A 23,260-nucleotide genomic window follows, 5' to 3' on the forward strand; every position below is an offset into this window, starting at 1 on the left:
GGAGCCCGCCTGTGCATCGTCCCCCCACCGTCGAGGCCGGGGTCGCCGACGAGCTGGCCGTCGTACGCCCCGATCTCGTGCCGCGGTACACGGCCGAGCTGCCCGGCGCGCGGGCGGCCGTGCTGACCCGGCTGTGGCGGGCGCTGGCCCATGAGCCGCTGCCCTGGATCGCCGAGCGCGGGCCGGGTGTGCTGCGGCTGTCCGACGGGCGGCGGCTGCACGGACCGGTCGCCGACCCGTACGCCACCTCCGCGTACGTCACCGCCGTACGGCTCGACGGGGTGTCGTACGACGATCCGGCCCGGCTGATGACGGGGCTCGCGGTACCGCACGGGGCGTACTTCGCCTCCGAACTCGCGCACAGCGCGGCGTCGTTGGCGCTGTCCCGGGCCGGGCAGAAGGGCCACCCGAAGGAGTGGCCCGACAGTGACTGGGAGTGGGAGCAGCGGGTGGTCGACGGGCATCCGTTCCACCCCAACTGCCGTTCCCGGCCCGGTTTTTCGGTGGACGAGCAGCTGGCGTACGGCCCCGAGCACAGCTCGCATGTGCGGCTGGGGCTGATGCCGGTCGGGGCGCGGGAGTGCCTGGTGACGGGCGAGTGGCCGGACCGTATGCGGGACGGGGAGCGGCTGCTGATCCCGGTGCATCCCTGGCAGGCGGAGCACGTCCTCAAGCGCCCCCTCGACCTGGACGCCGTCGCGCATCCGCTGATGTCCCTGCGCACCCTCGCCCTGCCCGGCGTCCGCGCCCCGCACGTCAAGACCGCGCTGAGCACCCGGCTGACGTCCTCGGTGCGGGACATCTCCCAGTGGTCGATCTCGACATCGGCGATCCTGTCGGCGTTCGCCGAGCGGATGGCGGCGCACACGGACGGCCTCCTGCACACCACCCGCACGATCGGCGCGATCACCGCCCACTCCCCCGACCTGGCCGCCGTGTTGCGGGAGTCTCCCCAGGTGTACGGCGACCAGGCGCGCGGCGAGCGGGTCGTGCCGGTGGCCGCGCTCGCCACCACAGACCTGCCCCGCTCCCCTGCCTGGCTGGCCGACTTCGCACGGCTGGCGCTCACCGTGGGCCTGCGCCTGCTGGAGCTGGGCGTCGCTCTGGAGGCGCACGGCCAGAACCTTCTCGTGGTGCTGTCCCCGACGGGCGCACCACTGCGGCTGGTCTACCGCGACCTCGCCGACATCCGCATCAGCCCCGCCCGGCTGGCCCGGCACGGCATCCCCCTGCCGGAGCTGACCGGACGGGTCGTCACGGACGACGAGACGACGCTGCGGCGCAAGCTGTTCGGCTCCCTGGTGGCCGGGGCGCTGGCGGGCACGGCGGGTTCGGGTACGGCGTTGCGGGCGGCGCTGGAGACGGCCGTACGGGATCTGCCGCGCACCCCGGATCTCGTCGCACTGCTCGAGGAACCGCTGCCCACGAAGGCATTGACGCTGATGCGGCTGTCGCCGGGGACGCCCGGGGATCAGTGGGCCGAGCTCCCCAACCCCTTGCGGTGGGAGACCGTTTTGGAGCGGGACACGTTTGATCAATAAGATCCGCCGATGATCACAAGACATCGGCTCGCGGCGGGCATCTGCGCCCTGCTCGCCACGCTGACGGCCGGGCTCGCCTTCCCGGCCGCGGCGGCCGCCGGCGAACCCACGGGCGAGGACGCGCCGAAGGTGAACCTCGTGCTCGACGTCAGCGGTTCCATGCGGGCCAGGGACATCGACGGCCAGTCCCGGATGGCCGCGGCGAAGCAGGCGTTCAACGAGGTGCTCGACGCGACGCCCGAGGAGGTCGAACTCGGCATCCGCACTCTGGGCGCCAACTACCCCGGGGACGACCAGAAGACGGGCTGCAAGGACACCGCCCAGCTCTACCCGGTCGGCCCGCTGGACCGCACCGAGGCCAAGACGGCGGTCGCGACCCTGACGCCCACCGGCTGGACGCCGATCGGCCCGGCGCTGCTGAAGGCGGCCGACGACCTCGACGGCGGCACCGGCTCGAAGCGCATCGTGCTGATCAGCGACGGCGAGGACACCTGCGCCCCGCTCGACCCGTGCGAGGTCGCCCGCGAGATCGCCGCCAAGGGCATCGGCCTGACCATCGACACCCTCGGCCTGGTGCCCAACGCCAAGATGCGGCAGCAGCTCAGCTGTATCGCCGAGGCGACCGGAGGGACGTACACCTCGGTCGAGCACACCGACGAACTCACCGACCGCGTCAACCAGTTGGTGGACCGGGCGGCCGATCCGGTGGTGACGCCGGTGGCCACCGAGGGGGCCGACGCGTGCGCGCAGGCGCCCACGCTGAAGTCCGGGCTCTACACCGACCGCGAGGAGTTCCACCAGCAGCGCTGGTACCGCGTGGCCGTGAACCCCGGCCAGGAGCTGCGCGCCTCGGTGAGCGTGGCGGCCGACCGGGCCGTCAACCCCGGCTACGGCGTGCTGCTGCGGGCCGTCACCGAACGCGGGCGCGAGATCGTGCGCGGCGAGGGGACGGGCAACGGCCGTACGGACGTCATCTCGACCGGTCTGCGGTACCCGAAGGCGGAGAGCGACGAGGAGAACGCTCCGGCCGAGACGGTCTGCCTCCAGGTCACCAACTCCTTCTCGGCGGCCTCCGGCGTGCAGACCACGCCGGGTCTGCCCCTCGAACTCACCGTCGACGTCGTGGACGGGCCCTCGCAGTCGGGCGACGTGGCCTCCTTCGGCCTCGGGCGCGGCTGGTGGTTGCTGGGCGCGCTGATCCTCACGGGCTTCCTCGCCGGTGTCGTGTGGGGTTGGGTTTCACGCTGGCGGGTCGCGGTCTGGAGGACCAACTGATGTGGATCACACGTGTGTTGAGTGCGGCGCTGGTGCTGCTGGGGGTGGCCGCGGGTCCGGCGGTGGCGGCGGAGGCTCCGGCACAGGCGGGCACGTCCTTCCGTACGGCGACGGAGATCGACCAGGGCCAGAAGGCGACGGCGAGCGGCTCGGCGGGCGACTACCTGTACTGGTCGTTCCCGGCGGACGCCGGCAGCCGTCCCACCGTGAAGGCCACGGTCGACCTCCCTGAGGCGCACGCCGCCGAGACCTGGCAGCTCGACGTGTACGACGGACTGCGCCGCCGCCAGGCCTGCCAGTACGGCGCGCAGACCCGCACCGCCGCCCAGGACACACCTTCGGTCGAGCTGGCCTGCACCCTGCGCACGGTGCGCGGCTGGTCGGAGCCATGGGCCAACGACCCGCTGCCGGGCACGTACTACATCCGGCTGACGGTCGTCGACCTGACGACCACCGACCTCGGCCTTCCGGTCTCCGCGGCCGTCGAGGTGTCCTCCAAGGACATCGGCGGGTCGGCGGCGGTGGACGGTTCGCTGGCGCAGCCGCTGGTGCCGGGCATCGCGGTGAAGTCCCCTGAGACCGAGGAGAGTTCGTCGCCCTCGGCCGTGCTGTCCGCGATCGAGCCCGAGGACGGCTGGTCCTCCGGCTGGTGGTCCGACCGGTGGGTGTGGACCGCGCTCGGCGGCGTGCTGGCCGCGCTCGCGGGGATCGGCGGGTATGCGCTGACGCGAGGGTCGGGACGACCGCAAGGCGTCTGAACTGGTCGACGGGGCCCGCTGTACGGTCGTACGGCGGGCCCTTTCTCATGCCTCCCGCAGCGCCTTGGCCAGCGTCCCCTCACCGCTCACGGTGATACGGCCGTCCCGTACCGCGTCCGCCAGGCTCGACTCCCCCCGCCCGACCGCCTCCCACGTGCCGGCGTCCAGGACCAGCCGGGCGTCGGGCTCCACGGGCGCGGGCCCCTCGCCGTAAACGGGCCCCTTCTCGGCCCCGACGTACACATGGAACTCGCCCTCCTCCAGCCGGACTTCGACCACTCCCTGGCCTTCGAGGCACCGCAGCAGGGGCAGCGCGAACCAGTGCGCCCGTACGGCGTCGGTGGGCCGCCGCTCGCCCAGCTCGGCCTGTCCCCAGGTGCCCAGGGCCTGGAGGACCGGCAGCAACTCCCGCCCGCGTCCGGTGAGTTCGTAGACGAACGCCGCGCCGGGCGGCGACAGCCGGCGTCGCGTGGTCAGCCCGTCGCGCTCCATGTCCTTCAGCCGCGAGGCGAGTACGTCCGTGCTGACGCCCGGCAGGTCCGCGTGCAGGTCGGTGTAGCGGCGGGGACCGGCCAGCAGCTCCCGGACGATCAGCAGGGTCCAGCGGTCACCGACGAGGTCGAGCGCCCGGGCGGCGGAACAGTACTGGTCGTAGCTTCGGCGAGGTGACATGCGACGCAGTCTAGACGTGTCATTGGACTTTCCAAGCTCACACTTGGTAAAACCAAGCAACACCAGATACCGGAGGGGCGCATGGAGTTCCGGCAGTCGAGCAAGCTCAGCGAGGTCTGTTACGAGATCCGCGGCCCGGTGATCGAACACGCCAACGCGCTGGAGGAGGCCGGCCACAGCGTGCTGCGCCTGAACACCGGCAACCCCGCGCTCTTCGGCTTCGAGGCGCCCGAGGAGATCCTCCAGGACATGATCCGGATGCTCCCGCAGGCGCACGGCTACACGGACTCGCGCGGCATCCTGTCCGCCCGCCGGGCCGTGGCGGGGCGCTATCAGACCCTCGGCCTGGAGGTCGGCGTCGACGACGTCTTCCTCGGCAACGGCGTGTCCGAGCTGGTCTCGATGGCCGTACAGGCGCTGGTGGAGGACGGCGACGAGGTGCTGATCCCGGCCCCCGACTTCCCCCTCTGGACGGCGGTGACAACGCTCGCCGGAGGCAAGGCGGTTCACTACCTCTGCGACGAACAGGCCGACTGGTACCCGGACCTGGACGACATGGCGGCGAAGATCACCGACCGCACCAAGGCCGTCGTCATCATCAATCCGAACAACCCCACCGGCGCGGTCTACCCGAAGGAGATCATCGAGGGCATCCTCGACCTCGCCCGGCGGCACGGCCTGATGGTCTTCGCCGACGAGATCTACGACCAGATCCTGTACGACGACGCCGTCCACCACTCGGCCGCCGCGCTCGCCCCCGACCTGGTCGTCCTCACCTTCTGCGGCCTGTCGAAGACGTACCGCGTGGCGGGCTTCCGCTCCGGCTGGCTCGTGATCACCGGCCCGAAGCAGCACGCCAAGAACTACCTGGAGGGCCTGACCATGCTGGCCTCCATGCGGCTGTGCGCCAACGCGCCCGCCCAGTACGCGATTCAGGCGGCGCTCGGCGGCCGGCAGTCCATCCGCGATCTCACCACGCCGGGCGGGCGTCTGCGCGAACAGCGCGACGTGGCCTGGGAGAAGCTCAACGAGATCCCCGGCGTGTCATGCGTGAAGCCGAAGGGCGCGCTGTACGCCTTCCCGCGCCTGGACCCGTCCGTACACAAGATCCACGACGACGAGAAGTTCGTCCTCGACCTGCTGCTCCGGGAGAAGATCCAGGTGGTCCAGGGCACCGGCTTCAACTGGCCCACCCCCGACCACTTCCGCATCCTCACCCTGCCGCACGCGGAGGATCTGGAGGCGGCGATCGGTCGGATCGGGCGGTTCCTGAGCGGGTATCGGCAGTAGCGGCGAGCCTCAGACTCGTCGCGAGGCGCGGAGAGGCTGCCGGAGAGAGCTGCCGGAGAGGGGCAACTTAGGCTAACCTAACTTGATTTTCCGCTCCTCGGAGAAGGGAACGCCCTCCATGCACATGCCGCGCCACAGGCCCTCCTCGTCCCCTCCGTCCGGCCGAGCGCTCTCCCGCCGCGGAGTCCTCACCTCGGCCGGCGTTCTCGGCCTTGGGGGACTTCTTGCGGCGTGCGGCGACGGCGAGGGTGAGGGTGAGGAGGCGAAGGGTTCCGCGACGAACACCGGACCCTGGCGCTTCACGGACGACCGGGGGAAGACGGTCACGTCGGACAGCACTCCCAAGCGGCTGGTCGCCTTCATCGGCGCCGCCGCGGCCCTCCACGACCTCGGCATCGAGTGCACCGCCGTCTTCGGCCCCACCAAGCTGGAGAGCGGCGAGCCCGACCCCCGGGCCGGCAGCGTCGACGTGGACAAGGTGACGATCCTCGGCAACACCTATCCCCAGTTCAACGTCGAGCGGTACGCCGGACTGCGACCCGACCTCCTGATCGCCCAGATGACCGAACCACCGGCGCTCTGGTACGTCCCCGAGGAGTCGGCCGAGAAGATCGAGTCGCTCGCTCCCAGCGTCGGCATCCTCACCGCGAAGAGCTCGCTCACCCATGTGATCGGCCGCTTCACCGCGCTCGCCGCCTCCCTCGGCGCCGACGTGAAGGCCGACAAGGTCACCGCCGCCAAGCAGCGCTTCGAGACGGCCTCGGAGACCCTCCGCCAGGCGGCCAAGTCGCGCGGCGGCCTGAAGGTCATGGCGATCTCCGCCGCGGCCGACATCCTGTACGTCGCCACCCCGGACGACTTCACGGACCTGCGCTACTACAAGTCGCTCGGCGTCGAGTTCGTCACCCCCACGAAGACGGGCGAGGGCGGCTTCTGGCAGCAACTCAGCTGGGAGAACGCCGACACGTACGAGGCCGATCTGATCCTCGTCGACAACCGCACCGGCAACCTCCAGCCGGCCGAGCTGAAGAAGACCAAGCCGACCTGGGCCGGCCTGCCCGCCGTACGGGCGGACCAGACGATCCCGTGGGCCAACGAGGAGCGGTTCAGCCACGCAGGGTACGCACCGCGCATCGAGCAACTCGCGGCGGCGGTCCGGGAATCGAAGACCGTGACCGCGTGACGGCGATCGGCGCGGACGTCGGACGTGTCCGCCAGGCGACGGCGAGGCACTGGGCGGCGGCGAGCCCGGGTAAGCCACCTTCATGAGCGATCGCCCCCTGCTGCTCCTCGACGTCGACGGCCCCCTCAACCCGTACCGCGCCGTGTTCACCCGGCACCGCGGCTATGTGACACGTCGGCTGCATCCCTCGGCGTGGTCGGCGCGGCAGGCGCCGGGGTCACGGCGGTTGCGGCGAGGGCTTCGGGTGCGGCTGCATCCCGGGCACGGGGCGCGGCTGCTGGCGCTGCCGTACGAGCTGGCCTGGGCGACGACCTGGATGCACGAGGCCAACGAGATGATCGCGCCGGTGATCGGGCTGCCGGGAGATCTGCCGGTCATCGAGTTCACGAACCTGTTCGCCAAGGACCCGGACGGGCTGTACTGGAAGACGCGGCGGGTCGTGGAGTGGGCGGCCGGGCGGCCTTTCGTGTGGGTCGACGACATGGTGTCCGACCTGGACGTACGGCATGTCGCCGAGCACCACGACGGGCCCGCGCTGCTACTGCGGATCGATCCGCGCCGAGGGCTTCGGGAGGCCGAGTTCGCGCGGCTGGAGCGGTGGGCCCAAAGCCTGTGAGGCATGGGTGATCTTCTGCTGGTCCGGCACGGGGAGACCCAGCCCGTTGCAACGGGAGCTCCGGCGTGAGCGGCCTGCTGGTTCCTGCCGCTTCAACTCCGCCGGCAGCGCCTCGACCCGCCTCCGCACGCGCCACGCCGGATGCGCCGCGCGCCGGGAATGCGGCTTCGGGCCCCAGCGGGCGCTGTCCCGGGTCCACTCGGGACCTACGTCCTGCAGCGGCTCCAGGTGGGTCCACTCCCGCGCCCGCTCTGCAGGCACGCGATCAGCCATGGGTATCCAGGCCGTTGCGATCGAGTGCCGCTCGGATCTGGCTGAGCCACTCTGCGGCCAGCTGGCGCCCGTTCGGGAGTTGGTCGCCTCGATCCCAGCGCCACGCTGTGATCATCGCCAGCACGAGGATCCGGCACTCGCGCAGCAAGTCTTGATCGACACCCGGATAGTGCTCGCTGACCTCTTCGGGCGCATGGGCGAGGTCGAATTCGACGGGCCCACGGCAACACGTCTCAAGGTCTATGAACAGCAGTCCGTTCTTCGTGCTGAGCAGGTTGCCCGGGTGCGGTTCGCCGTGCAGCAGCTGCTCAGTGCTGCCGCGCCCGCAGATCGCTCGTCTGAGGCTTCGTAACGTGTCGCCGAGTAGCTCCCGGTCCGCGTCAGCGAGCGCCGGAGTGCGGTCGCGGTTCGCCACGAGTTGTTGAGCCTGCTCGACTCGATCCGTGAAATGCGGCGTCGGGGCATCGAGCTTGCGCATGCCGGCATGCAGCCGCTCGAGCGCATGGGCGTAGTCGGCTGATGAGACCTCTCGAGGCGTCACAGGTGCGTAGTAGGTCCATAGCGTGACCACGAAGCCGTCACGCTCATAGACGCGTGGCTCCACTCGAGGCTCGAGAGCAGCCACAGGGCACCCGGATTCGGCGAGCCGCTGAGCAAGCTCGATTTCGAACTGTGCGACCTGATGCGCTACAGGTGCCACCCGGGCCAGGACGTCAGAAGGCAGCAGACGCAGAGTGAGCTTGTTCGAGTCATGAAGAACGATCGCGTCGTCGGCTGTCAGGCCAAGTGATGAGGCGGTCGACATGGCCGCGGCAACCGCACGCGGGACCTCTGACGCCTGCATCGTCGCCTCGCCCCTCTCCCTTGAGCGCTGCCGCAACTCTCCAAGCGGTACAGCCTGCGCATCATACGACCACGTATCGGCCGGCGAAGCGGGGCCGCGCAAAGGTGCTCACGGCACGGCGGCGCGGGCTGCCGCCTGCACCGAACACGGGCGACCGGTGATCGCAGGGTGGAATGTCAGACCCGGGTCGTAGCCTTCGAAGCGGTGGGGGAACCGCTGGAAGGGAGCACGCCGTGACACGACCGCCGACCGCCGCCCAGCGCCGTGTCATCGACGCCGCCGATCCGGTGACCGGGCGGCTCAGGGGTACGGAGGCGCAGCTGGAGGCGCTGGTGAAGCGGGGGCTCGCCTTCCGGCATCCGCGGCCTCCGCACGATCACTTTCTGACCCCGGCAGGGCATCGGATACGGGAGGAGGTGCCCAAGGCCGCTCCGGAACCGACGACCGCCCGGACACCCTCGGCAGCGACCGGTGTCTTCGCCGCCCGCGTCGGCGGCGAGGAGAGCGTGCCGGATGCGGGACCCTCCCGGGTCCGTGAAGTGCACAGCGCCTGGCAGGGGCTGCTCGAGCTGCGCCGGATGACCAATCCGGACGGCGCCACCGACCGGCCGTGCGGCTGGGAACGCGGCCATCTGGTGCAGGCCGCCGCCCTCGCCCTGGAGGCAGCCGGGCATCGCCCCGCCGGGCTGGACTCCCCCGGTTACCGCGTGATCGCGACCCCGCAGCCGGAGGCCGTCGCCGTGTACGAGCCGGACGTCGATGCCCTGCGCGCTTGCGCGGCGACGTTGGAGAAGGCGGGCTGGCAGGTCGGCGAGTACACCGAGCCGCGCACGAGGATCCGGTATCTGCTGGCGTCCCCGCGCCGGGCGTGAAGAGGATGATGGGCATGCCAAGATCGGCCGACCAGATCATCGAATACGTGATGCCGAGTACGTGAAGGGAAAACCGTGAGCGAGCCGTTTTCCGTGCGGGTGACCGTCCGCGGATACGAGACCGATGTGCAGGGTCACCTCAATCAGGCCGTGTACCTCAATTACGCCGAGCACGCCCGCTGGTCGCTGCTGAAGGCGGCCGGGATCAGCCAGGCCGGCCTCATTGCCCAGGGCGTGGGACCCGTCGCCCTGGAGACCAGCATCCGCTACAGGCGCGAACTGCTCGCGGGCGACGAGGTCGAGGTGACTTGCGCCTTCGCCTGGGGCGAGGGCAAGACCTTCCGCATCGAGCAGACGATCCGCAAGACCGACGGCACGGTGGCCGCCGAGATCACGGGCATCGGCGGACTGCTGGACCTCACGGCCCGCAAGCTGGTCGCCGCACCGCAGGAGCGGTTCAAGGAACTGGCGGCCGATCCGAGCTTGTTCGGTCTCTGACCTGTGCCTGGGCGGATGCGACCGCCTCCGCCCAGGATCCGGGGGAACTCCCCGTCTAGCCCAGCGGGTTCAACAGGTCCGCGTCGTCCTCGAAGGCGAACAGCAGCAGGTCCGCCATCGTGAACGCGCCCTTGCGATGGGACGGCAGGCTCGGGCGCCAGCCGGGGTGCTTCACGATGGACGTCCGGCTGCCTTCCATCGCGCGATGGAAGACCTCGGCGACGAGGGTGCCGCCGACGCCGGTGAGGCGGCCGGGGTGGCGTTCGTTCACCTCGGCCTCGCGCAGGATGTAGAACCACAGCGGGGTGTGCGCCACCAGCGACTCCCGCTCCTTGTCGGTCAGTTGGCCGAGCTCGGCACCGCCCCTGCCCCGCAGGATCTGGTCCGCCGTCAGCGGCTTGATGCGCATCTGCGCGGCGAGCTGCGGTCCGGTGATCAGCTCGACCATTCCGGCCCGGGTGAGGTTGCGGAAGGCCAGGTTGCGCTGGATCGGCGGCGGGGCCGGGCGGCCACGGCCGTCGAAGGTGCCGGTGGGCAGCGCGGCCAGCGGGTCGACGAGCAGCGTGTCGATCCGCTTGGCGAGGTTGAACTCGCCCTTGGGCACGACCAGATCGTCGCGGCCCACCTCACCGAAGTCGAACAGCCTGCGGAAGTCGACGATCCAGTTGCTGGGCAGCCGCAGGATCTCCCCCGCGTTCGGGTCGTCGAGGTCGCTCAGGTCATCCGGGTTGTTCGGGTCGCCCGGGGTGAGGTTGCCCGCCGTGCCACTGAACCGGAACAGCAGACCGAGCGTGGCGATACCGCCGGGGCCACCGGCGCGGAACACGCTGTTCCACTGGTAGGCGGTGCGCACCATGCTGTGTCCGAGCCGGTAGGCGGCGACGGAGAACTCGATGGGCATCGTCGGCAGGTCTCCGGGCCGGGACCGCCCCGGTACCTCGAAGTGGCGCCGTCCGCGGGTGAAGACGCGCTCGACGATCTCCGGGTCGACGATGCGCGGCAGGAAGTCGGTGCGCAGGATCCACTGGTAGTGCTTGACGACCGTCTCCCGGGCCATGCGGAATGCCCGCTTCTCGGGCACTCCGCGTTCGGCGAGCCGGTCGAGGACGCGGTTGTGGAAGCGGATGAAGGCCAGATGCAGCTGGCCCACGGCCAGGTTCTCGTCGTTGCGCCCGTCCGGGATCAGGGGGGCGCGCTGGTCGGCCCGGGTGCCGCCGGCCGTCTCGCCGGCCCGGGGCAGGTCGAAGCCCTTCTGGTCGGTGTTGGCGGGCGGGAGCTCCGGCGGGAACGGGACGCCGAGCGTCGTCCCCATCTTGAGGTGGCCGTCCGGCTCGTAGAACCGGGCGCTGCCGGCGTGGTCCGGGCCCAGGCCATAGAGCGAGTCGAGGTCGAGTGCCGGGCTGCGGCCCTGCACCAGGTCCTCGACCGGGACCGGGTCGCCCAGGCCCACCTGGGTGCGGTCGAGCGTCAGGTCGTGGTCGACGAACTGACCGAGGTAGGTGAAGCCCGCCGGGATCGGTGTGCCGGGCTCGCCCGAGTCCGGGTCGTCGCCCTCCCGGCCCACGGTGGTCATGGCCGCGGCGAGCTTGGCGCGCAGCTCCTCGTCCAGCTGGACGCCCTTCTTCTTGCCGAACCTGGAGAAGCGGAAGGCCATCTGCTGCTCGGTCGCGGTCGGCACGCGTGCGGCGGCCTTACCCTTCTCGAACTCTAAGATCCGGCCCTCGTCGACGACGTAGTAGGTCTCACGATGGTGTCGATGCACTGAATTACCCCCGGTTTCCTGTCCCCCGAACTCCGCGGCCGGTCCCCACCGGGCGCGGAGAGGTCAGTCATGCGCATACATGTCTGTAAATGCGACAACGGACCAGTAGGCGGACAAGTTCCCACTTGAGCAGAGAAACTGATGCACCATCAGCCTCAGGCGTTCGCCAACTCAGGCGAACGCCTGCCTGTGGTCCTCGGCCCACTCCCGGTACGTCCGGGCCGCCCTGCCCAGCAGCTCCGGCACGTCCTCGGTGACGACCGCGTTGCCGCCCCCGCGAACGAAGGCGGTGCCGGCCAGGATGCCCGCCGCCTGCGCTTCGTCGAAGCCCCACACGGTGAGCAGGTGGTCGCGCGTCTCGTCCGGCGAGAGATCCTGCGTGGCGATCGGCCGGCCGAGGACCGAGGCGAGTGCGGCGGCCTGCCCGGGGACGCTGATCGCCTCCGGTCCGGTCAGGGTGTACGTCCGCCCCGCGTGCCCACCGTCGACGAGGACCCGTGCCGCCACCTCGGCCACGTCCCGCGGATCGATCACCCCCGACAGCCCGTCACCGGTCATGTTCGGCACCGGCTTGCCCTCCCTGACGGCCGGCGCCCAGCTCAGCGTGTTCGAAGCGAAGGTCGAGGGCCGCAGGATCGTCCACTCGCCGCCGCTGTCCCGCACCGCCCGCTCACCGGGCACGTGCCAGTCGCCGGACGGGCCGACGTCCGGGTCACCCGTCCCGATCGCGGAGAGCTTCACCAACCGGTGCACACCCGCCGCCCGTGCCGCCGCCACCAGGTCCTGGTCGTGCCGCGAGTCCGGACCGGGTACGCCCAGCAGGAACGCGGCCGTCACCCCCGACATCGCGGCGTCCAGGGAACCGGGGTCGAGGTAGTCACCGCGCACCACCTCCACTCCCGAGGGCACGCCGGCCTTCGCCGGTTCCCTGGTCAGGGCGCGCACCTTCGCGCCGCGCGCCGCGAGCTGTCGTACGACTTCACTGCCGATGGTGCCCGTGGCACCGGTCACGAGGATCATGTCCCCACGGTGAGCCGGTCGGGGCATCGGTCTCTTGGAAATACCGGCACGGTTCGCCCGCCCTCCCGGCCGCACGGCTCGTCTACGGTGAAGGCGTGACGAACGCCCGTGCCGAGCAGGCCCTTCCCCTGCCCGAGGTCCTGCGCCCGTGGATCGCCGGGATCAGCACCGTGTCCGCCGTCGGCCCGCCCGAGGAGGCGTTCGTCCACCTCCCGGACACCGGCACGAAGGTCGTCCTCCGCGTGGCGGTGACCGGGCATCGCGACATCCTCGCCGTCGGCCCACGGGTGCGGGCTTCGTACCATGATGGCAAGGCCCTGGCCTCTTGTGTGGAGCTGCGCCTCGCACCCGGCACGGCCCGCCCCCTACTGGGCATCCCGGCGGCCTCCCTGGTGGGGAGGGTCGTACCGCTGGGCGAGCTGCCTGGCGGCACGGCACGTCGACTCGACCGCGAATTGCGGTGGTTGTCCCCCGAGGAGACAGTGACCCACCTGGCGGACGTACTGCCCGAGCGGCTGACCGCGACGGCCGACCGGGCCCGCTCCGAGCTGGTGCGGGCCGGGGCCGACGCGATGTCGGTCCGTTTCGGCCACGTACCGGGGCAGGTCAGCGAGGTGGCCCGCGAACTGGCGGTCAGCGAGCGTCAGTTGCGCAACCTCTTCGCGGAGGGTGTGGGCCTGTCCCCCAAGCACTACGCCCGTATCAACCGCGTACGCGCGGTCCTCACCCACGCCACGACCGCGCCCTGGGCCGAACTCGCCGCCGCCACCGGCTACTACGACCAGTCGCACATGACGTCCGACTTCCGCGCCCTGATGGGCGTCCCGCCCCGCTCGTACGTCACCGGCCGACTGCCCGCGGCCACCCCGTGCCAGGCCAACCCTCGCCCCTGAATTCGGATGCGGCGTACTGCTCCCGCCTGCGATGCTCCGGTGCCATGTCCGCACGACGCGTCAAGCCCAGCCTCTACATCTCCGTCGACATCGAGGCCGACGGTCCCATCCCCGGCCCGTACTCCATGATCAGCCTGGGCGCGGCGGTCGCCGGAGTGCAGGATGCCGAGGGGTTCACGCCGACCGACCCGGAGGAGGCGACCTTCTACCGTGAACTCAGGCCGATCAGTGAGGAGTTCGTGCCGGAGGCGCTGGCTGTGAGCGGGCTCGACCGGGACCGGCTCCGTACGGAAGGTGCCGAACCGGCAGTCGCGCTCGCCGAGTTCAGCGACTGGGTGCGCGAGGTCAGCGCGGGCGCGCAACCCGTGATGTGCGGCTATCCGGCGTCGTACGACTGGACTTTCCTGTACTGGTACCTGATCCGCTTCACCGGCACGAGCCCCTTCGGGCACTCCGGCTGCCTGGACATGAAGACGCTGTACGCGACGAAGGCGGGGCTGCCGCTGCGGGCGGTGGCGAAGGGCACGATGCCGCGCGAGCTGCTCTCCCGGCGGCGCCACACGCATCACGCGCTGGACGACGCGATCGAGCAGGCGGAGCTCTTCGCGAACCTCATGGCATGGCCCGGCACAGCACCGTGACCTCTTCGACGCGCGCCGGGTTCAGGGGGCGGCGGCGATGTGTTCGCCGGCCTCCATGGGATGGGTGACGTCCTGGGCGTCCCGCCGCTTGCCCAGGTGGTTGAAGAGCAGGTTCAGGACCACCGCGGCCACACAGCCCGTGGAGATGCCCGAGTCCAGGACGATCTTCGCCGTCTCCGGGAAGGCGTGGTAGAACTCCGGCGCGGTGATCGGGATGATGCCGACAGCCAGGGAGACGGCGACGATCAGCACGTTGTTGTCCTTCTCCAGGCCCGCCTTCACCAGCGTCTGGATGCCGCTCGCGGCGACCGATCCGAACAGGACGACGCCCGCGCCGCCGAGCACCGGACGCGGTACGACGGCGATCAGCGAGGCGGCGACCGGGCACAGGCCCATCAGCACGAGGAATCCGCCGCCGGTGGCGACGACGTACCTGCTGCGGATCTTCGTCATCGCGACCAGGCCGATGTTCTGTGCGAAGGCGCTGCACATGAAGCCGTTGAAGAGCGGGCTGATCGCCGAGCCGAGGGTGTCGGCGCGCAGGCCCGCCGCGATGGTCTTCTCGTCGGCGGGGCGCTCGACGATCTCGCCCAACGCCAGCATGTCGGCGGTCGATTCGGTCATCGAGACCACCATCACGACGCACATCGACACGATCGCGGCGACCTGGAACTGCGGGGCGCCGAAGTGGAACGGCGTCGGGAAGCCGATCACGGCCGCGTCCGCGACCGGACCGAAGTCCGTGACCCCGAACGGGATCGCGACGAGCGTGCCCACGACCAGGCCGAGCAGGACGGCGATCTGCTTGACGAAGCCGCGGGTGAAGCGGCGCAGAAGCAGCACGATCACGAGCGTCGCCGCCGCCAGGCCCAGGTAGGTCGTGGAGCCGTAGTCGTCCGCGGCGGGGTCGGGACCCTGCGCCCAGCCGAAGGCGACCGGCAGCAGTGACACACCTATGAGCGTGATCACCGTCCCCGTGACGACCGGCGGGAAGAAACGCACCGCCTTGCTGAAGAAGGGGGCGGCGATGAAGCCGAGGAGCCCCGCCACGATCACCGCGCCGAAGATGACCGGCAGCGCGTCGGACTTGTCCTCGGTGGAGGCGACGATCGCGGCCATGGGGGCGACACCGGCGAAGGTGACGCCGTTGACGAACGGCAGCCGGGCGCCGATCTTCCAGACGCCGATGGTCTGGAGAAACGTGGCGAGGCCCGCGGTGAACAGACAGGCGCCGGTGAGGAAGGTCAGTTCGGTGCCGGAGAGGCCGATGGCCGCGCCGATGATCAGAGGTGGGGCGACGACTCCCGCGTACATCGCGGCCACATGTTGCAGGCCGGTCGTCGCCATCTTGGCGGCGGGGAGTTTTTCGTCGACGGGGTGGGCGGACACGGGCGGCTCCTCCGGTCGGTTGACAGCACGTCGGCTCTGACGTGGGTTTCAAGGAGGTGATGCGCGGTCGTGCGGGACCGTTGGAGAAGAGGACGGAGACCGTTCCGGGGCGCACACGTCCATGCACGCCCCGGCGACGGCCGCCGCGAACCCTAGTGGGGTCCCCGGCTACCGACCGGGAGCCGTCCCTCCCGGCCGGAGATCAACGCGCCCCGAAGGGGCGCGGGGCTGTATCGATATGCGGCTCCGCCGCGTGGGCGCGACCAACCACGACGGCGCCGCAGACGAGCTACGACCCACCGCGGCACATCCCACGGAGCGCTTCGCGCTCAGCGTCCCGCGGCGATCCCCGCCAACCGCCGCGCTTCCTCCCGCGTCGACCGAGCGATCGCATCCTCGTCGACGTGCAGCAACCGCCCGTCCTCCACGACCTGACGCCCATTCACGAACGACGCGGTGACAGGAGCAGCCGCACCGAAGACCAGCGCCGTCACCGGATCGGCGATCGACGCATGGGCCAGCGTGTCCAGCCTCCACAGCACCAGGTCGGCCAGCTTCCCCGGCTCCAGCGAGCCGATCTCGGCGCTGCGGCCAAGGACTTGGGCGCCACCGTACGTGCCGAGGCGCAGCGCCTGCCGTGCGTTCAGCGCCGCTTCCCGGTGCGCGCCGAGCCGGTTGATGAGGAGCGCGTTGCGCAGTTCGGTGTGGAGTTCGCCGGACTCGTTGGACGCGGTGCCGTCGACGCCGAGGCCGACCGGGACGCCGGCGGCGAGCATGTCGGGGACGCGGGCGATACCGGCCGCGAGCCGGGCGTTGGACGAGGGACAGTGGGCGACACCGGTCTTCGTACGGGCGAACGCGGCGATGTCGGAGTCGTTCATGTGGACGCAGTGCGCCATCCACACGTCCTCACCGAGCCAGCCCGTCGACTCGAAGTAGTCGGTCGGGCCCATGCCGAACAGTTCCTTGCAGAACTGCTCCTCCTCGACCGTCTCCGATCCGTGCGTGTGCAGCCGTACACCGAGCCGACGGGCCAACTGGGCACCGTCCCGGAGGAGTTCGGTCGAAACCGAGAAGGGCGAGCAAGGAGCCACGGCCACCTGGGTCATCGCGTCGAAGGACGCGTCGTGGTGCTCCTTCACGGTCGCCTCGGTCGCGGCGAGCGCACCGTCCAGGGTCTCGACGGCGAAGTCCGGCGGCAGTCCGCCGTCCTTCTCGCTGCGGTCCATGGAGCCGCGGGCGAGGGTGAAGCGGACGCCCATCTCGCGGGCGGCGCGGATGATCGCGCCGGACAGATCGCCGGAGCCCTTCGGGAAGACGTAGTGGTGATCCATGGCGGTGGTGACACCGCCGCGGGCCATCATCGCCAGGGACCCCTGCGCGGCCGAGTACACCATCGGCTCGTCGATGCGCGCCCAGGTCGGGTACAGGGCGACGAGCCAGTTGAAGAGGTTGTGGTCGGTGGCCAGGCCCCGGGTGATCCACTGGTAGAAGTGGTGGTGGGTGTTGACCAGACCGGGGGTCACCAGATGGCCGGTGGCGTCGATACGGCGTACGACGTTCTCCAGGCCCTCGGGGGCCCTGCCCGGACCGAGCGCCTCGATGCGGTTGCCGGCGACGACGAGATACCCCGTGGCGTACTCGGTGTCGGTGGCGTCGACCGTCGCGATCGAACAGTTCTCGATGACGATGCGCTGGGCTGCTGCCATGATGCGTCCTTTTCGCTCAGTGGACTCACAGTGAGAGGGCACGGCAGGACCCTGAGGAATTTGAGTGCCGCGGCCGGTAAGGAAACTCACCGGCCGCGGGTGCCGAGGATATGGAGTTGATCAGAGGTTGCTGAGATCGACCGGGATCCTCGCCTCGCAGCCGTCCCGCAGGATGGTGGCCTCGATCAGGCCGTACGGGCGGTCGGCGGCGAAGTACACCTCATTGTCGTTCTTCAGCCCGAACGGTTCCAGGTCCACCAGGAAGTGGTGCTTGTTCGGGAGCGAGAAACGGACCTCGTCGATCTCGCTGCGGTTATTGATGATCCGGGAACCCATTTGGTACAGGGTCTGCTGGAGAGAGAGCGAGTAGGTCTCGGCGAAGGCCTGGAGCATGTGCTTCTTGGTCTGCTCGTAGGACTTCTCCCAGTTGGGCATCTTCTGCTCGTCGTCGGACCAGTTGAAGCGCCAGCGGCCGGAGACCTGCGTGGCCAGGATGCGGTCGTACGCCTCCCGGAGCGTCGTGTACTTGTCCTTGACGTAGCCCCAGAATTCGGAGTTCGTCGAGTTCATCACGACGAGGTCCTTGAGGCCGGAGACGACCTCCCACTGCGAGCCGTCGTACGTGATCTGGGTCAGCCGGGTCTCCTGGCCCTTCCGGACGAACGAGTGCTTGACCTCGTCGGCGCCGATGAACTGCGAGTTGGCGTCGGAGCTCTCGATCCGCTCCCAGGCGTATTCCTCGATACGGATCCGGGCGCGGTGGATCGGCTCCTGCGAGGTGACGAAGTGCCGGGCGAGATGGATGCCGAACTGCTCGGCGGATTCGATGCCGTGCTCCTTGGCGAACGCGTACACCGTGTTCTTGGTGGTGTCGGTCGGCAGGCAGTTGGCGTTGGAGCCGGAGTAGTGGACCTCGTCCATGTCGCCGGAGAGCGCGACGGACACATTCAGGTCCTTGATGTGATGGGTGGCGCCGTCCCGCGTGATCTTTACGACGCGGTTCTCTGCTTTCCCGTACTGGTTCTGGCCGAGAATCGTGGGCATTGTCTGCTAGCTCCCTCGGTAAACGGAGTAGCCGAACGGGTTGAGCAGCAGCGGCACGTGATAGTGCTCCCCGGGCCGCACGGCGAAGGTGATCGCCACCTCGGGGAAGAACACGGCACCGCTGTCCCGATTCGCGGGGGCGTCCTGCTGCGCATCGGCTTGCTTCTTCTCGAAATACGGCTCCACCGCGAAGTCGAGCCGTACGTGTGTGGTCCCCTCCGGCAGCGCGGGGAGGTCCTTGCACCGGCCGTCCGCGTCGGTCGCGGAGCCGCCGAGCGCCCGCCAGTACGCGTCACGCCCCGACCGGGCCGCGAGCTGGACGGCGACGCCCTCGGCGGGGCGGCCGGCGCTGGTGTCCAGGATGTGCGTGGACACGGAGGCGGTGGTGCTGGTGCTCATGGCGTCAGGCTTCCTCTTCAGTCTGCTTCGACGAGTCGGGCGAGCCGGATCCGGTTGATCTTCCCCAGCTCGGTGCGGACGATCTCCCGCTCCTGCTCCGGCGAGTTCCCGATCCGCTCCTTGACCGCGTCCCGCATCTGCTCGCCGGTCCGGCCGGTCGCGCAGATCAGGAAGACATGGCCGAACTTCTCCTGGTAGGCCAGGTTCAGTTCCAGCATCTCCGCCTTGAGCCCCTCGGAGGCACCGGCCATGCCGCGCTGCTCCCGGGCCGAGGTCGGATCCCCTGGCTTGGGGCGCCCGATCGGCGGATGCCCGGCCATCGCCTCTTCGAGGTCTACGGCGGTCAGCGCGGCCATCGCGGCATCGCTGGCGGCGTAGAGGTCCGCGAGGGTGGCGTACGGTCGGGCGGCGAGCAGTCGCCGGGCCCAGGCGGTGGCGGCGCAGGCCTCGTGCAGTGCGGCGAACGCCGCGTGCTCCTCCAGGGCGTTGAACCGGGCCAGACCCGGGGGCGTGGAAGTCGAAGTCACGGGAGCCTCCGTGGCCGTAACCGGCCGTGCGTGCTTGAGCGGGCTGCCGCTAGCTAACGCCCTCCGAAACACGACGTCAACACTTTGTTGAAAATTCCGGGTAACAAAGCCCGCCGGACCTGCGGCGCGGAGTTATCACTGATAACAAAGATTCGTTTCCAATGCTTGCGCTATCGCCGATAACATGCTTCCGTTGACGTCGCTACCCCGCCTTGATGAGAGGGAGACAGTGACGCATGTCGGAGAACGAGCAAGTCTCAGCGGGCGGGCACAGCCGCCGCAGCGTGCTCAAAGCCGGTGGTGTCACCACCGCCGTGCTGGTCACGATGGACGGGGTGGCGGCGGCCGCGGTCCGTCCAGCCGCCGCGGACAGCGCGGCCACCCCGGCATCGACGGCCGAGGTGACGCTCCGTATCAACGGCCGGGAGCATGCACTCACGGTCGAGGCCCGGGTCACCCTGCTGGACGCGCTGCGCGAGCGTCTCGGTCTGACGGGCACGAAGAAGGGCTGCGACCGCGGCGAGTGTGGTGCCTGCACGGTGCTCATCGAGGGCGAGCGCGTGAAGTCGTGTATGACCCTGGCGGTCATGGAGGACGGCCGGGAGATCACCACGGTGGAGGGCCTGGCCCGCGGCGATGATCTGCACCCCGTGCAGGCCGCGTTCATCCGCCGGGACGCCTTCCAGTGCGGGTTCTGCACCTCCGGGCAGATCATGTCCGCCGTCGCCTGCGTCGACGAGGGTCATACCCGCTCGGACGAGGAGATCCGCGAGTGGATGAGCGGCAACCTCTGCCGCTGCGGCTGTTACCCGAACATCGTCGACGCGGTGCGGGACGCCGCGAAGGGAGCCGGTCGATGAAGCCCTTCGACTACGCGCGCACTTTGCGTCCGTCCGAGGCCGTACGTCTGGTCGCATCCCGTGACGCAGCCGCGTTCATTGCCGGCGGGACCGAGCTGACGAACCTGATGAAGGACGGCGTCCTCGCCCCCGACCTGGTCGTGGACGTGGGCGAACTCCCCCTCTCCGGCATCGAATTGCGCGATGGCCGACTGCGCATCGGGGCCACGGCCCGGATGCGGGAGGTGGCCGATCACCCGGTGGTCCGCGAGCGGTTCCCGGCGATCTCCGAGGCCCTGCTGGCGTCGGCGTCTCCGCAGGTGCGCAACCGGGCCACGATCGGCGGCAACCTCATGCAACGCACCCGCTGCGGGTACTACCGCGACGTCGGCAGCCCGTGCAACCGCCGCGAGCCCGGCAGCGGCTGCGCGGCCATCGACGGACAGAACCGCCGGCACGCGATCCTGGGCGGCAGCGACCACTGCATCGCCGTACATCCCTCCGATCTGGCGGTCGCACTGAGCGCCCTGGACGCCGTCGTGCTCACCCTCGGACCGGACGGCCGCCGCTCGATCGCGCTCAAGGACTTCCACCTCCTGCCCGGCGCCACCCCGCACCGGGAGAGCGCGCTGCGGCACGGCGAGATGATCACCGGGGTCGAGGTGCCCGAGTCGCCGGTGGCCCGCACCTCGCGCTATCTGAAGCTGCGCGACCGGGCCTCGTTCGAGTTCGCCGTGGTCTCCGTGGCCGCCGCCCTGACCCTGCGGGGGCGGGTGGTGACCGACGTCCGGCTGGCCTTCGGCGGCATCGCGCCCCGCCCGTGGCGCTCGTACGCGACCGAGGACGCTCTGCGCGGCCGGCCGCTGACCGACGCCACCGTCGCCGCGGCGGGCCGGGCCCTGGTGCGCGGCGCGAAGCCGCGCGAGCACAACGCGTTCAAGGTCGAGCTGGTGCAGCGCGCCCTCGCCGGCGTCCTCGACGACCTGGAAGGCAACCGACTCGATGACCTGGAAGGCACCCGATGAGTCCGATCGTAGGCAGCCCTGTTCCCCGGATCGACGGTCGCGCCAAGGTCACCGGTGCGGCCACCTACGCCGCGGACGCCGAGGTCCGCGGGACGCTGCACGGCTTCCTGGTGATGAGCACCGTCGCCTCCGGGCGCATCACGGGCATCGACACCCGCGACGCCGAGCGCTCGGCCGGAGTCATCGGCGTCTTCACCCACCGGAACATGCCGCGCCTGGCGCGGCCCGAGTACATCAGCTTCCTCAAGGGCTACATCCCCCTGCAGAACCCGGACATCCACCACAGTGGCCAGCCCGTGGCCTACGTGGTCGCCGAGACGCTGGAGCAGGCCCAGCACGCGGCGACGCTCGTCGACGTCTCCTACGACGCCCGCCGGCCCCGGTCCGTCGTCGCTGACGCGATGGACGAGGCCTACGTGCCTCCGCCGGGCCTGTCGGGCCCCAACGAGTACACCCGCGGGGACGTGGCGGCGGGGCTGGTGCAGGCCGACGTCCGCATCGATGTCACGTACACCACGCCCATGCACCACCACAATCCCATCGAGCCGTCGACGACGACCGCCGACTGGGACGGCGAGCGGGTGACGGTGTACGAATCCGCCCAGGGCGGCCACGCCACCAGGATCTGCGTCTCCCAGGCACTCGGCGTTCCCCTCGGCAACGTGCGTGTGCTGTCGCCGTTCCTGGGCGGAGGCTTCGGAGCCAAGGGCCCGGTGTGGCCGCACACCCTGCTCACCGCCGCCGTGGCCCGGGAGCTGCGTCGTCCGGTCAAGCTGGTGCTCTCCCGCGCCCACACCTTCACGTCCAACGGGCACCGCGGCGAAGCACACCAGCACCTGCGGATCGGGGCCGGGCGGGACGGCACCCTCATCGCCATCGACCATGTCAGCACCCACCAGGTCACCCGTACCGAACAGGTCGTGTTCTCCAACAGTCACTCCACCCGCATGCTGTACGCCTGCCCGAACGTGCACGTCGCCCAGCGCGCGGTACGGCTCGACCTGCCCGCGCCGAGCTTCATGAGACCACCGGAGTCCGTCGGCGCCTTCGGCCTGGAGTCGGCCCTCGACGAGCTGAGCTACGCACTGGACCTCGACCCCGTCGAACTCCGGCTGCGCAACCACACCGCCGTCAACCCCGATCCCACCGGCACACCGTTCGGCAGCAAGCACCTGATCGAGTGCTACCGCCAGGGCGCCGCCAAGTTCCGTTGGAGCGAACGCGATCCACGTCCGAGGTCGATGCGCGACGGCGACACCCTGATCGGCTGGGGCATGGCCACCGCGGCGCACACGGCGGGCGGCAGGCCGGGCGCGGGCGCCCGCGTGGTGATCTCCACCGAGGGCAGGGCGGTGGTCCAGGTCGGCACCCATGACATCGGCACCGGCACCTACACGGTGATGTCCCAGATAGCCGCGCAGACCCTGGGCCTGGACCTGGCCGACGTCGACTTCCAACTCGGCGACACCGACTACCCCTTCGCCTTCATGTCCGTCGCGTCCGCCACCGTTCCCGGCGTCGGCGCCGCGGTCAACCGGGCCTGCACCACGGCCCGCCGGGCGTTGATCGACATCGCGGTGGCCGACCCACGCTCTCCCCTGCACGGCGTTCCGGCCGAGCGGATCACCGTAGCGGACGGGATCCTGTACGAGACCGGCAGGCCCCGGCGCCGCGAGGACATCCGTACGGTCCTCACCCGGCACGCCAAGCCGGTCGAGGCCACCACCGACCCCGTACCCATCCCACACGGCTACTCCGTCGGCGCGGAATTCGCCGAGGTACGCGTCGACCCCCGGGTCGGCCGGGTCCGGGTGACGCGCATGCTCGGGGCGTACGACGCCGGCCGGGTCCTCAACCGCAGAACCATCCGCAGCCAGGCCATCGGCGGCGCCGTCTGCGCGGTCGGATTCGCCCTCACCGAGCACACCCTGGTCGACCCCCACCGGGCCCGGATCGTCAACCCCAACCTCTCCGGCTATCTGCTGCCCGTCAACGCCGACATCCCCCACGTCCAGGCCCTCTTCATCGACGAACCCGACCCGACCAGCGAGGCACTCAACGCCCGCGGCTTCGGCGAGACCCCGGGCACCGGAATGACGGCGGCGATCGGCAACGCGATCTACCACGCCACCGGCCGCCGAATCCGCGACCTGCCCATCACTCCGGACAAGCTGATCTGAAGGGCGGGCA

22 protein-coding genes are annotated in these 23,260 nt (G+C 70.3%); 13 read left to right on the forward strand and 9 right to left on the reverse strand.

Translation table 11 applies throughout. The features are described from left to right. Window positions 1–11 precede the first annotated feature (11 nt). Genes AB0I98_RS01010 through AB0I98_RS01020 form a run of 3 tightly spaced genes read left to right on the forward strand, consistent with a single transcriptional unit; the run spans window position 12 to window position 3,574 of the window. Window positions 12–1,541, forward strand: a complete 1,530-nt coding sequence (locus AB0I98_RS01010) for an IucA/IucC family protein (protein WP_362933309.1) — start codon at window positions 12–14, stop codon at window positions 1,539–1,541. Window positions 1,542–1,550: 9 nt separating this feature from the next. Beyond that, on the forward strand, window positions 1,551–2,816 hold the full coding sequence (locus AB0I98_RS01015; protein WP_362933312.1) for a VWA domain-containing protein: 1,266 nt from the start codon (window positions 1,551–1,553) through the stop codon (window positions 2,814–2,816). Beyond that, window positions 2,816–3,574, forward strand: a complete 759-nt coding sequence (locus AB0I98_RS01020) for a hypothetical protein (protein ID WP_362933315.1) — start codon at window positions 2,816–2,818, stop codon at window positions 3,572–3,574. Before AB0I98_RS01015 ends, AB0I98_RS01020 begins: the two co-directional genes overlap by 1 nt. Window positions 3,575–3,619: 45 nt before the next feature. Here the strand turns inward: AB0I98_RS01020 and AB0I98_RS01025 are convergent, their stop codons facing one another. Continuing rightward, window positions 3,620–4,246, reverse strand: a complete 627-nt coding sequence (locus AB0I98_RS01025; protein ID WP_362933318.1) for a helix-turn-helix domain-containing protein — start codon at window positions 4,244–4,246, stop codon at window positions 3,620–3,622. Window positions 4,247–4,327: 81 nt separating this feature from the next. Here AB0I98_RS01025 and AB0I98_RS01030 point away from each other — a divergent pair, with 81 nt between their 5' ends. The 3 genes from AB0I98_RS01030 (at window position 4,328) to AB0I98_RS01040 (ending at window position 7,335) form a co-directional block, all read left to right on the forward strand. Beyond that, window positions 4,328–5,536, forward strand: coding sequence for a pyridoxal phosphate-dependent aminotransferase (locus AB0I98_RS01030; protein ID WP_362933321.1), 1,209 nt, complete (start codon window positions 4,328–4,330; stop codon window positions 5,534–5,536). A 124-nt stretch (window positions 5,537–5,660) separates the two neighbouring features. Then, window positions 5,661–6,719: an ABC transporter substrate-binding protein gene (locus AB0I98_RS01035; RefSeq protein WP_362933758.1), complete on the forward strand. Its 1,059-nt coding sequence runs from the start codon at window positions 5,661–5,663 to the stop codon at window positions 6,717–6,719. 82 nt (window positions 6,720–6,801) lie between these two features. Further along, complete coding sequence (locus AB0I98_RS01040; protein WP_362933324.1) at window positions 6,802–7,335, forward strand: HAD domain-containing protein; 534 nt, start codon at window positions 6,802–6,804, stop codon at window positions 7,333–7,335. 265 nt (window positions 7,336–7,600) lie between these two features. Here the strand turns inward: AB0I98_RS01040 and AB0I98_RS01045 are convergent, their stop codons facing one another. Beyond that, window positions 7,601–8,452 carry an aminoglycoside phosphotransferase family protein gene (locus AB0I98_RS01045; RefSeq protein WP_362933327.1) on the reverse strand — a complete coding sequence of 284 codons (852 nt, stop codon included), beginning with the start codon at window positions 8,450–8,452 and terminating at the stop codon, window positions 7,601–7,603. Window positions 8,453–8,685: 233 nt separating this feature from the next. Between AB0I98_RS01045 and AB0I98_RS01050 the strand changes: the two genes are divergently transcribed. Both AB0I98_RS01050 and AB0I98_RS01055 read left to right on the forward strand, forming a co-directional pair. Continuing rightward, window positions 8,686–9,324, forward strand: a complete 639-nt coding sequence (locus tag AB0I98_RS01050) for a hypothetical protein (protein ID WP_362933330.1) — start codon at window positions 8,686–8,688, stop codon at window positions 9,322–9,324. Window positions 9,325–9,399: 75 nt separating this feature from the next. After that, window positions 9,400–9,822, forward strand: coding sequence for an acyl-CoA thioesterase (locus tag AB0I98_RS01055; RefSeq protein ID WP_362933333.1), 423 nt, complete (start codon window positions 9,400–9,402; stop codon window positions 9,820–9,822). Window positions 9,823–9,877: 55 nt separating this feature from the next. On the opposite strand, the gene AB0I98_RS01060 is transcribed toward AB0I98_RS01055, so the two are convergent. Next, a complete protein-coding gene (locus AB0I98_RS01060; protein WP_362933336.1) occupies window positions 9,878–11,584 on the reverse strand; it encodes a heme peroxidase family protein in 1,707 nt (568 codons plus the stop codon). A 171-nt stretch (window positions 11,585–11,755) separates the two neighbouring features. Continuing rightward, window positions 11,756–12,604, reverse strand: coding sequence for an SDR family oxidoreductase (locus AB0I98_RS01065; RefSeq protein ID WP_362933339.1), 849 nt, complete (start codon window positions 12,602–12,604; stop codon window positions 11,756–11,758). A 95-nt stretch (window positions 12,605–12,699) separates the two neighbouring features. Between AB0I98_RS01065 and AB0I98_RS01070 the strand changes: the two genes are divergently transcribed. Next, window positions 12,700–13,497 (forward strand): helix-turn-helix domain-containing protein, encoded by a 798-nt coding sequence (locus AB0I98_RS01070; RefSeq protein WP_362933342.1) that lies wholly within the window; start codon window positions 12,700–12,702, stop codon window positions 13,495–13,497. 44 nt (window positions 13,498–13,541) lie between these two features. After that, the gene (locus AB0I98_RS01075) at window positions 13,542–14,138 is read left to right on the forward strand and encodes a 3'-5' exoribonuclease (protein ID WP_362933345.1); all 597 of its coding nucleotides are present in this window, start codon (window positions 13,542–13,544) and stop codon (window positions 14,136–14,138) included. A 21-nt stretch (window positions 14,139–14,159) separates the two neighbouring features. Here the strand turns inward: AB0I98_RS01075 and AB0I98_RS01080 are convergent, their stop codons facing one another. From AB0I98_RS01080 to uraD, 5 genes are all read right to left on the reverse strand, one after another. Continuing rightward, on the reverse strand, window positions 14,160–15,527 hold the full coding sequence (locus tag AB0I98_RS01080; protein ID WP_362933348.1) for a nucleobase:cation symporter-2 family protein: 1,368 nt from the start codon (window positions 15,525–15,527) through the stop codon (window positions 14,160–14,162). Between the two features lie 329 nt (window positions 15,528–15,856). After that, a complete protein-coding gene (locus AB0I98_RS01085) occupies window positions 15,857–17,236 on the reverse strand; it encodes an 8-oxoguanine deaminase (RefSeq protein ID WP_362933351.1) in 1,380 nt (459 codons plus the stop codon). Between the two features lie 120 nt (window positions 17,237–17,356). After that, window positions 17,357–18,280 (reverse strand): factor-independent urate hydroxylase, encoded by a 924-nt coding sequence (gene pucL / locus AB0I98_RS01090; RefSeq protein WP_362933354.1) that lies wholly within the window; start codon window positions 18,278–18,280, stop codon window positions 17,357–17,359. 6 nt (window positions 18,281–18,286) lie between these two features. Then, the gene (uraH, locus tag AB0I98_RS01095; RefSeq protein WP_362933357.1) at window positions 18,287–18,679 is read right to left on the reverse strand and encodes a hydroxyisourate hydrolase; all 393 of its coding nucleotides are present in this window, start codon (window positions 18,677–18,679) and stop codon (window positions 18,287–18,289) included. A 17-nt stretch (window positions 18,680–18,696) separates the two neighbouring features. Further along, window positions 18,697–19,206 (reverse strand): 2-oxo-4-hydroxy-4-carboxy-5-ureidoimidazoline decarboxylase, encoded by a 510-nt coding sequence (gene uraD, locus AB0I98_RS01100; protein ID WP_362933359.1) that lies wholly within the window; start codon window positions 19,204–19,206, stop codon window positions 18,697–18,699. A 236-nt stretch (window positions 19,207–19,442) separates the two neighbouring features. On the opposite strand from uraD, the gene AB0I98_RS01105 reads away from it, so the two are divergent. Genes AB0I98_RS01105 through AB0I98_RS01115 form a run of 3 tightly spaced genes read left to right on the forward strand, consistent with a single transcriptional unit; the run spans window position 19,443 to window position 23,250 of the window. Further along, window positions 19,443–20,066 carry a (2Fe-2S)-binding protein gene (locus tag AB0I98_RS01105; RefSeq protein WP_362933361.1) on the forward strand — a complete coding sequence of 208 codons (624 nt, stop codon included), beginning with the start codon at window positions 19,443–19,445 and terminating at the stop codon, window positions 20,064–20,066. Further along, a complete protein-coding gene (locus AB0I98_RS01110) occupies window positions 20,063–21,070 on the forward strand; it encodes a xanthine dehydrogenase family protein subunit M (protein WP_362933363.1) in 1,008 nt (335 codons plus the stop codon). The genes AB0I98_RS01105 and AB0I98_RS01110 overlap by 4 nt, the downstream gene beginning before the upstream one ends. After that, complete coding sequence (locus AB0I98_RS01115; RefSeq protein WP_362933366.1) at window positions 21,067–23,250, forward strand: xanthine dehydrogenase family protein molybdopterin-binding subunit; 2,184 nt, start codon at window positions 21,067–21,069, stop codon at window positions 23,248–23,250. Before AB0I98_RS01110 ends, AB0I98_RS01115 begins: the two co-directional genes overlap by 4 nt. The last annotated feature ends 10 nt before the right edge of the window (window positions 23,251–23,260 follow it).

Origin of the sequence: Streptomyces sp. NPDC050211 (assembly GCF_040656035.1) — a bacterium.
Classification (GTDB): Bacteria; Actinomycetota; Actinomycetes; order Streptomycetales; family Streptomycetaceae; genus Streptomyces.

Coding starts and splice junctions, on each gene's coding strand:
- AB0I98_RS01040 (WP_362933324.1), top strand. CDS start 6,802: ATGAGCGATCGCCCCCTGCTGCTCCTCGACGTCGACGGCCCCCTCAAC.
- AB0I98_RS01015 (WP_362933312.1), top strand. CDS start 1,551: ATGATCACAAGACATCGGCTCGCGGCGGGCATCTGCGCCCTGCTCGCC.
- AB0I98_RS01065 (WP_362933339.1), bottom strand. CDS start 12,604: ATGATCCTCGTGACCGGTGCCACGGGCACCATCGGCAGTGAAGTCGTA.
- AB0I98_RS01075 (WP_362933345.1), top strand. CDS start 13,542: ATGTCCGCACGACGCGTCAAGCCCAGCCTCTACATCTCCGTCGACATC.
- AB0I98_RS01030 (WP_362933321.1), top strand. CDS start 4,328: ATGGAGTTCCGGCAGTCGAGCAAGCTCAGCGAGGTCTGTTACGAGATC.
- AB0I98_RS01105 (WP_362933361.1), top strand. CDS start 19,443: ATGTCGGAGAACGAGCAAGTCTCAGCGGGCGGGCACAGCCGCCGCAGC.
- AB0I98_RS01115 (WP_362933366.1), top strand. CDS start 21,067: ATGAGTCCGATCGTAGGCAGCCCTGTTCCCCGGATCGACGGTCGCGCC.
- AB0I98_RS01020 (WP_362933315.1), top strand. CDS start 2,816: ATGTGGATCACACGTGTGTTGAGTGCGGCGCTGGTGCTGCTGGGGGTG.
- AB0I98_RS01025 (WP_362933318.1), bottom strand. CDS start 4,246: ATGTCACCTCGCCGAAGCTACGACCAGTACTGTTCCGCCGCCCGGGCG.
- AB0I98_RS01035 (WP_362933758.1), top strand. CDS start 5,661: ATGCCGCGCCACAGGCCCTCCTCGTCCCCTCCGTCCGGCCGAGCGCTC.
- pucL (WP_362933354.1), bottom strand. CDS start 18,280: ATGCCCACGATTCTCGGCCAGAACCAGTACGGGAAAGCAGAGAACCGC.
- uraH (WP_362933357.1), bottom strand. CDS start 18,679: ATGAGCACCAGCACCACCGCCTCCGTGTCCACGCACATCCTGGACACC.
- AB0I98_RS01085 (WP_362933351.1), bottom strand. CDS start 17,236: ATGGCAGCAGCCCAGCGCATCGTCATCGAGAACTGTTCGATCGCGACG.
- AB0I98_RS01110 (WP_362933363.1), top strand. CDS start 20,063: ATGAAGCCCTTCGACTACGCGCGCACTTTGCGTCCGTCCGAGGCCGTA.
- AB0I98_RS01045 (WP_362933327.1), bottom strand. CDS start 8,452: ATGCAGGCGTCAGAGGTCCCGCGTGCGGTTGCCGCGGCCATGTCGACC.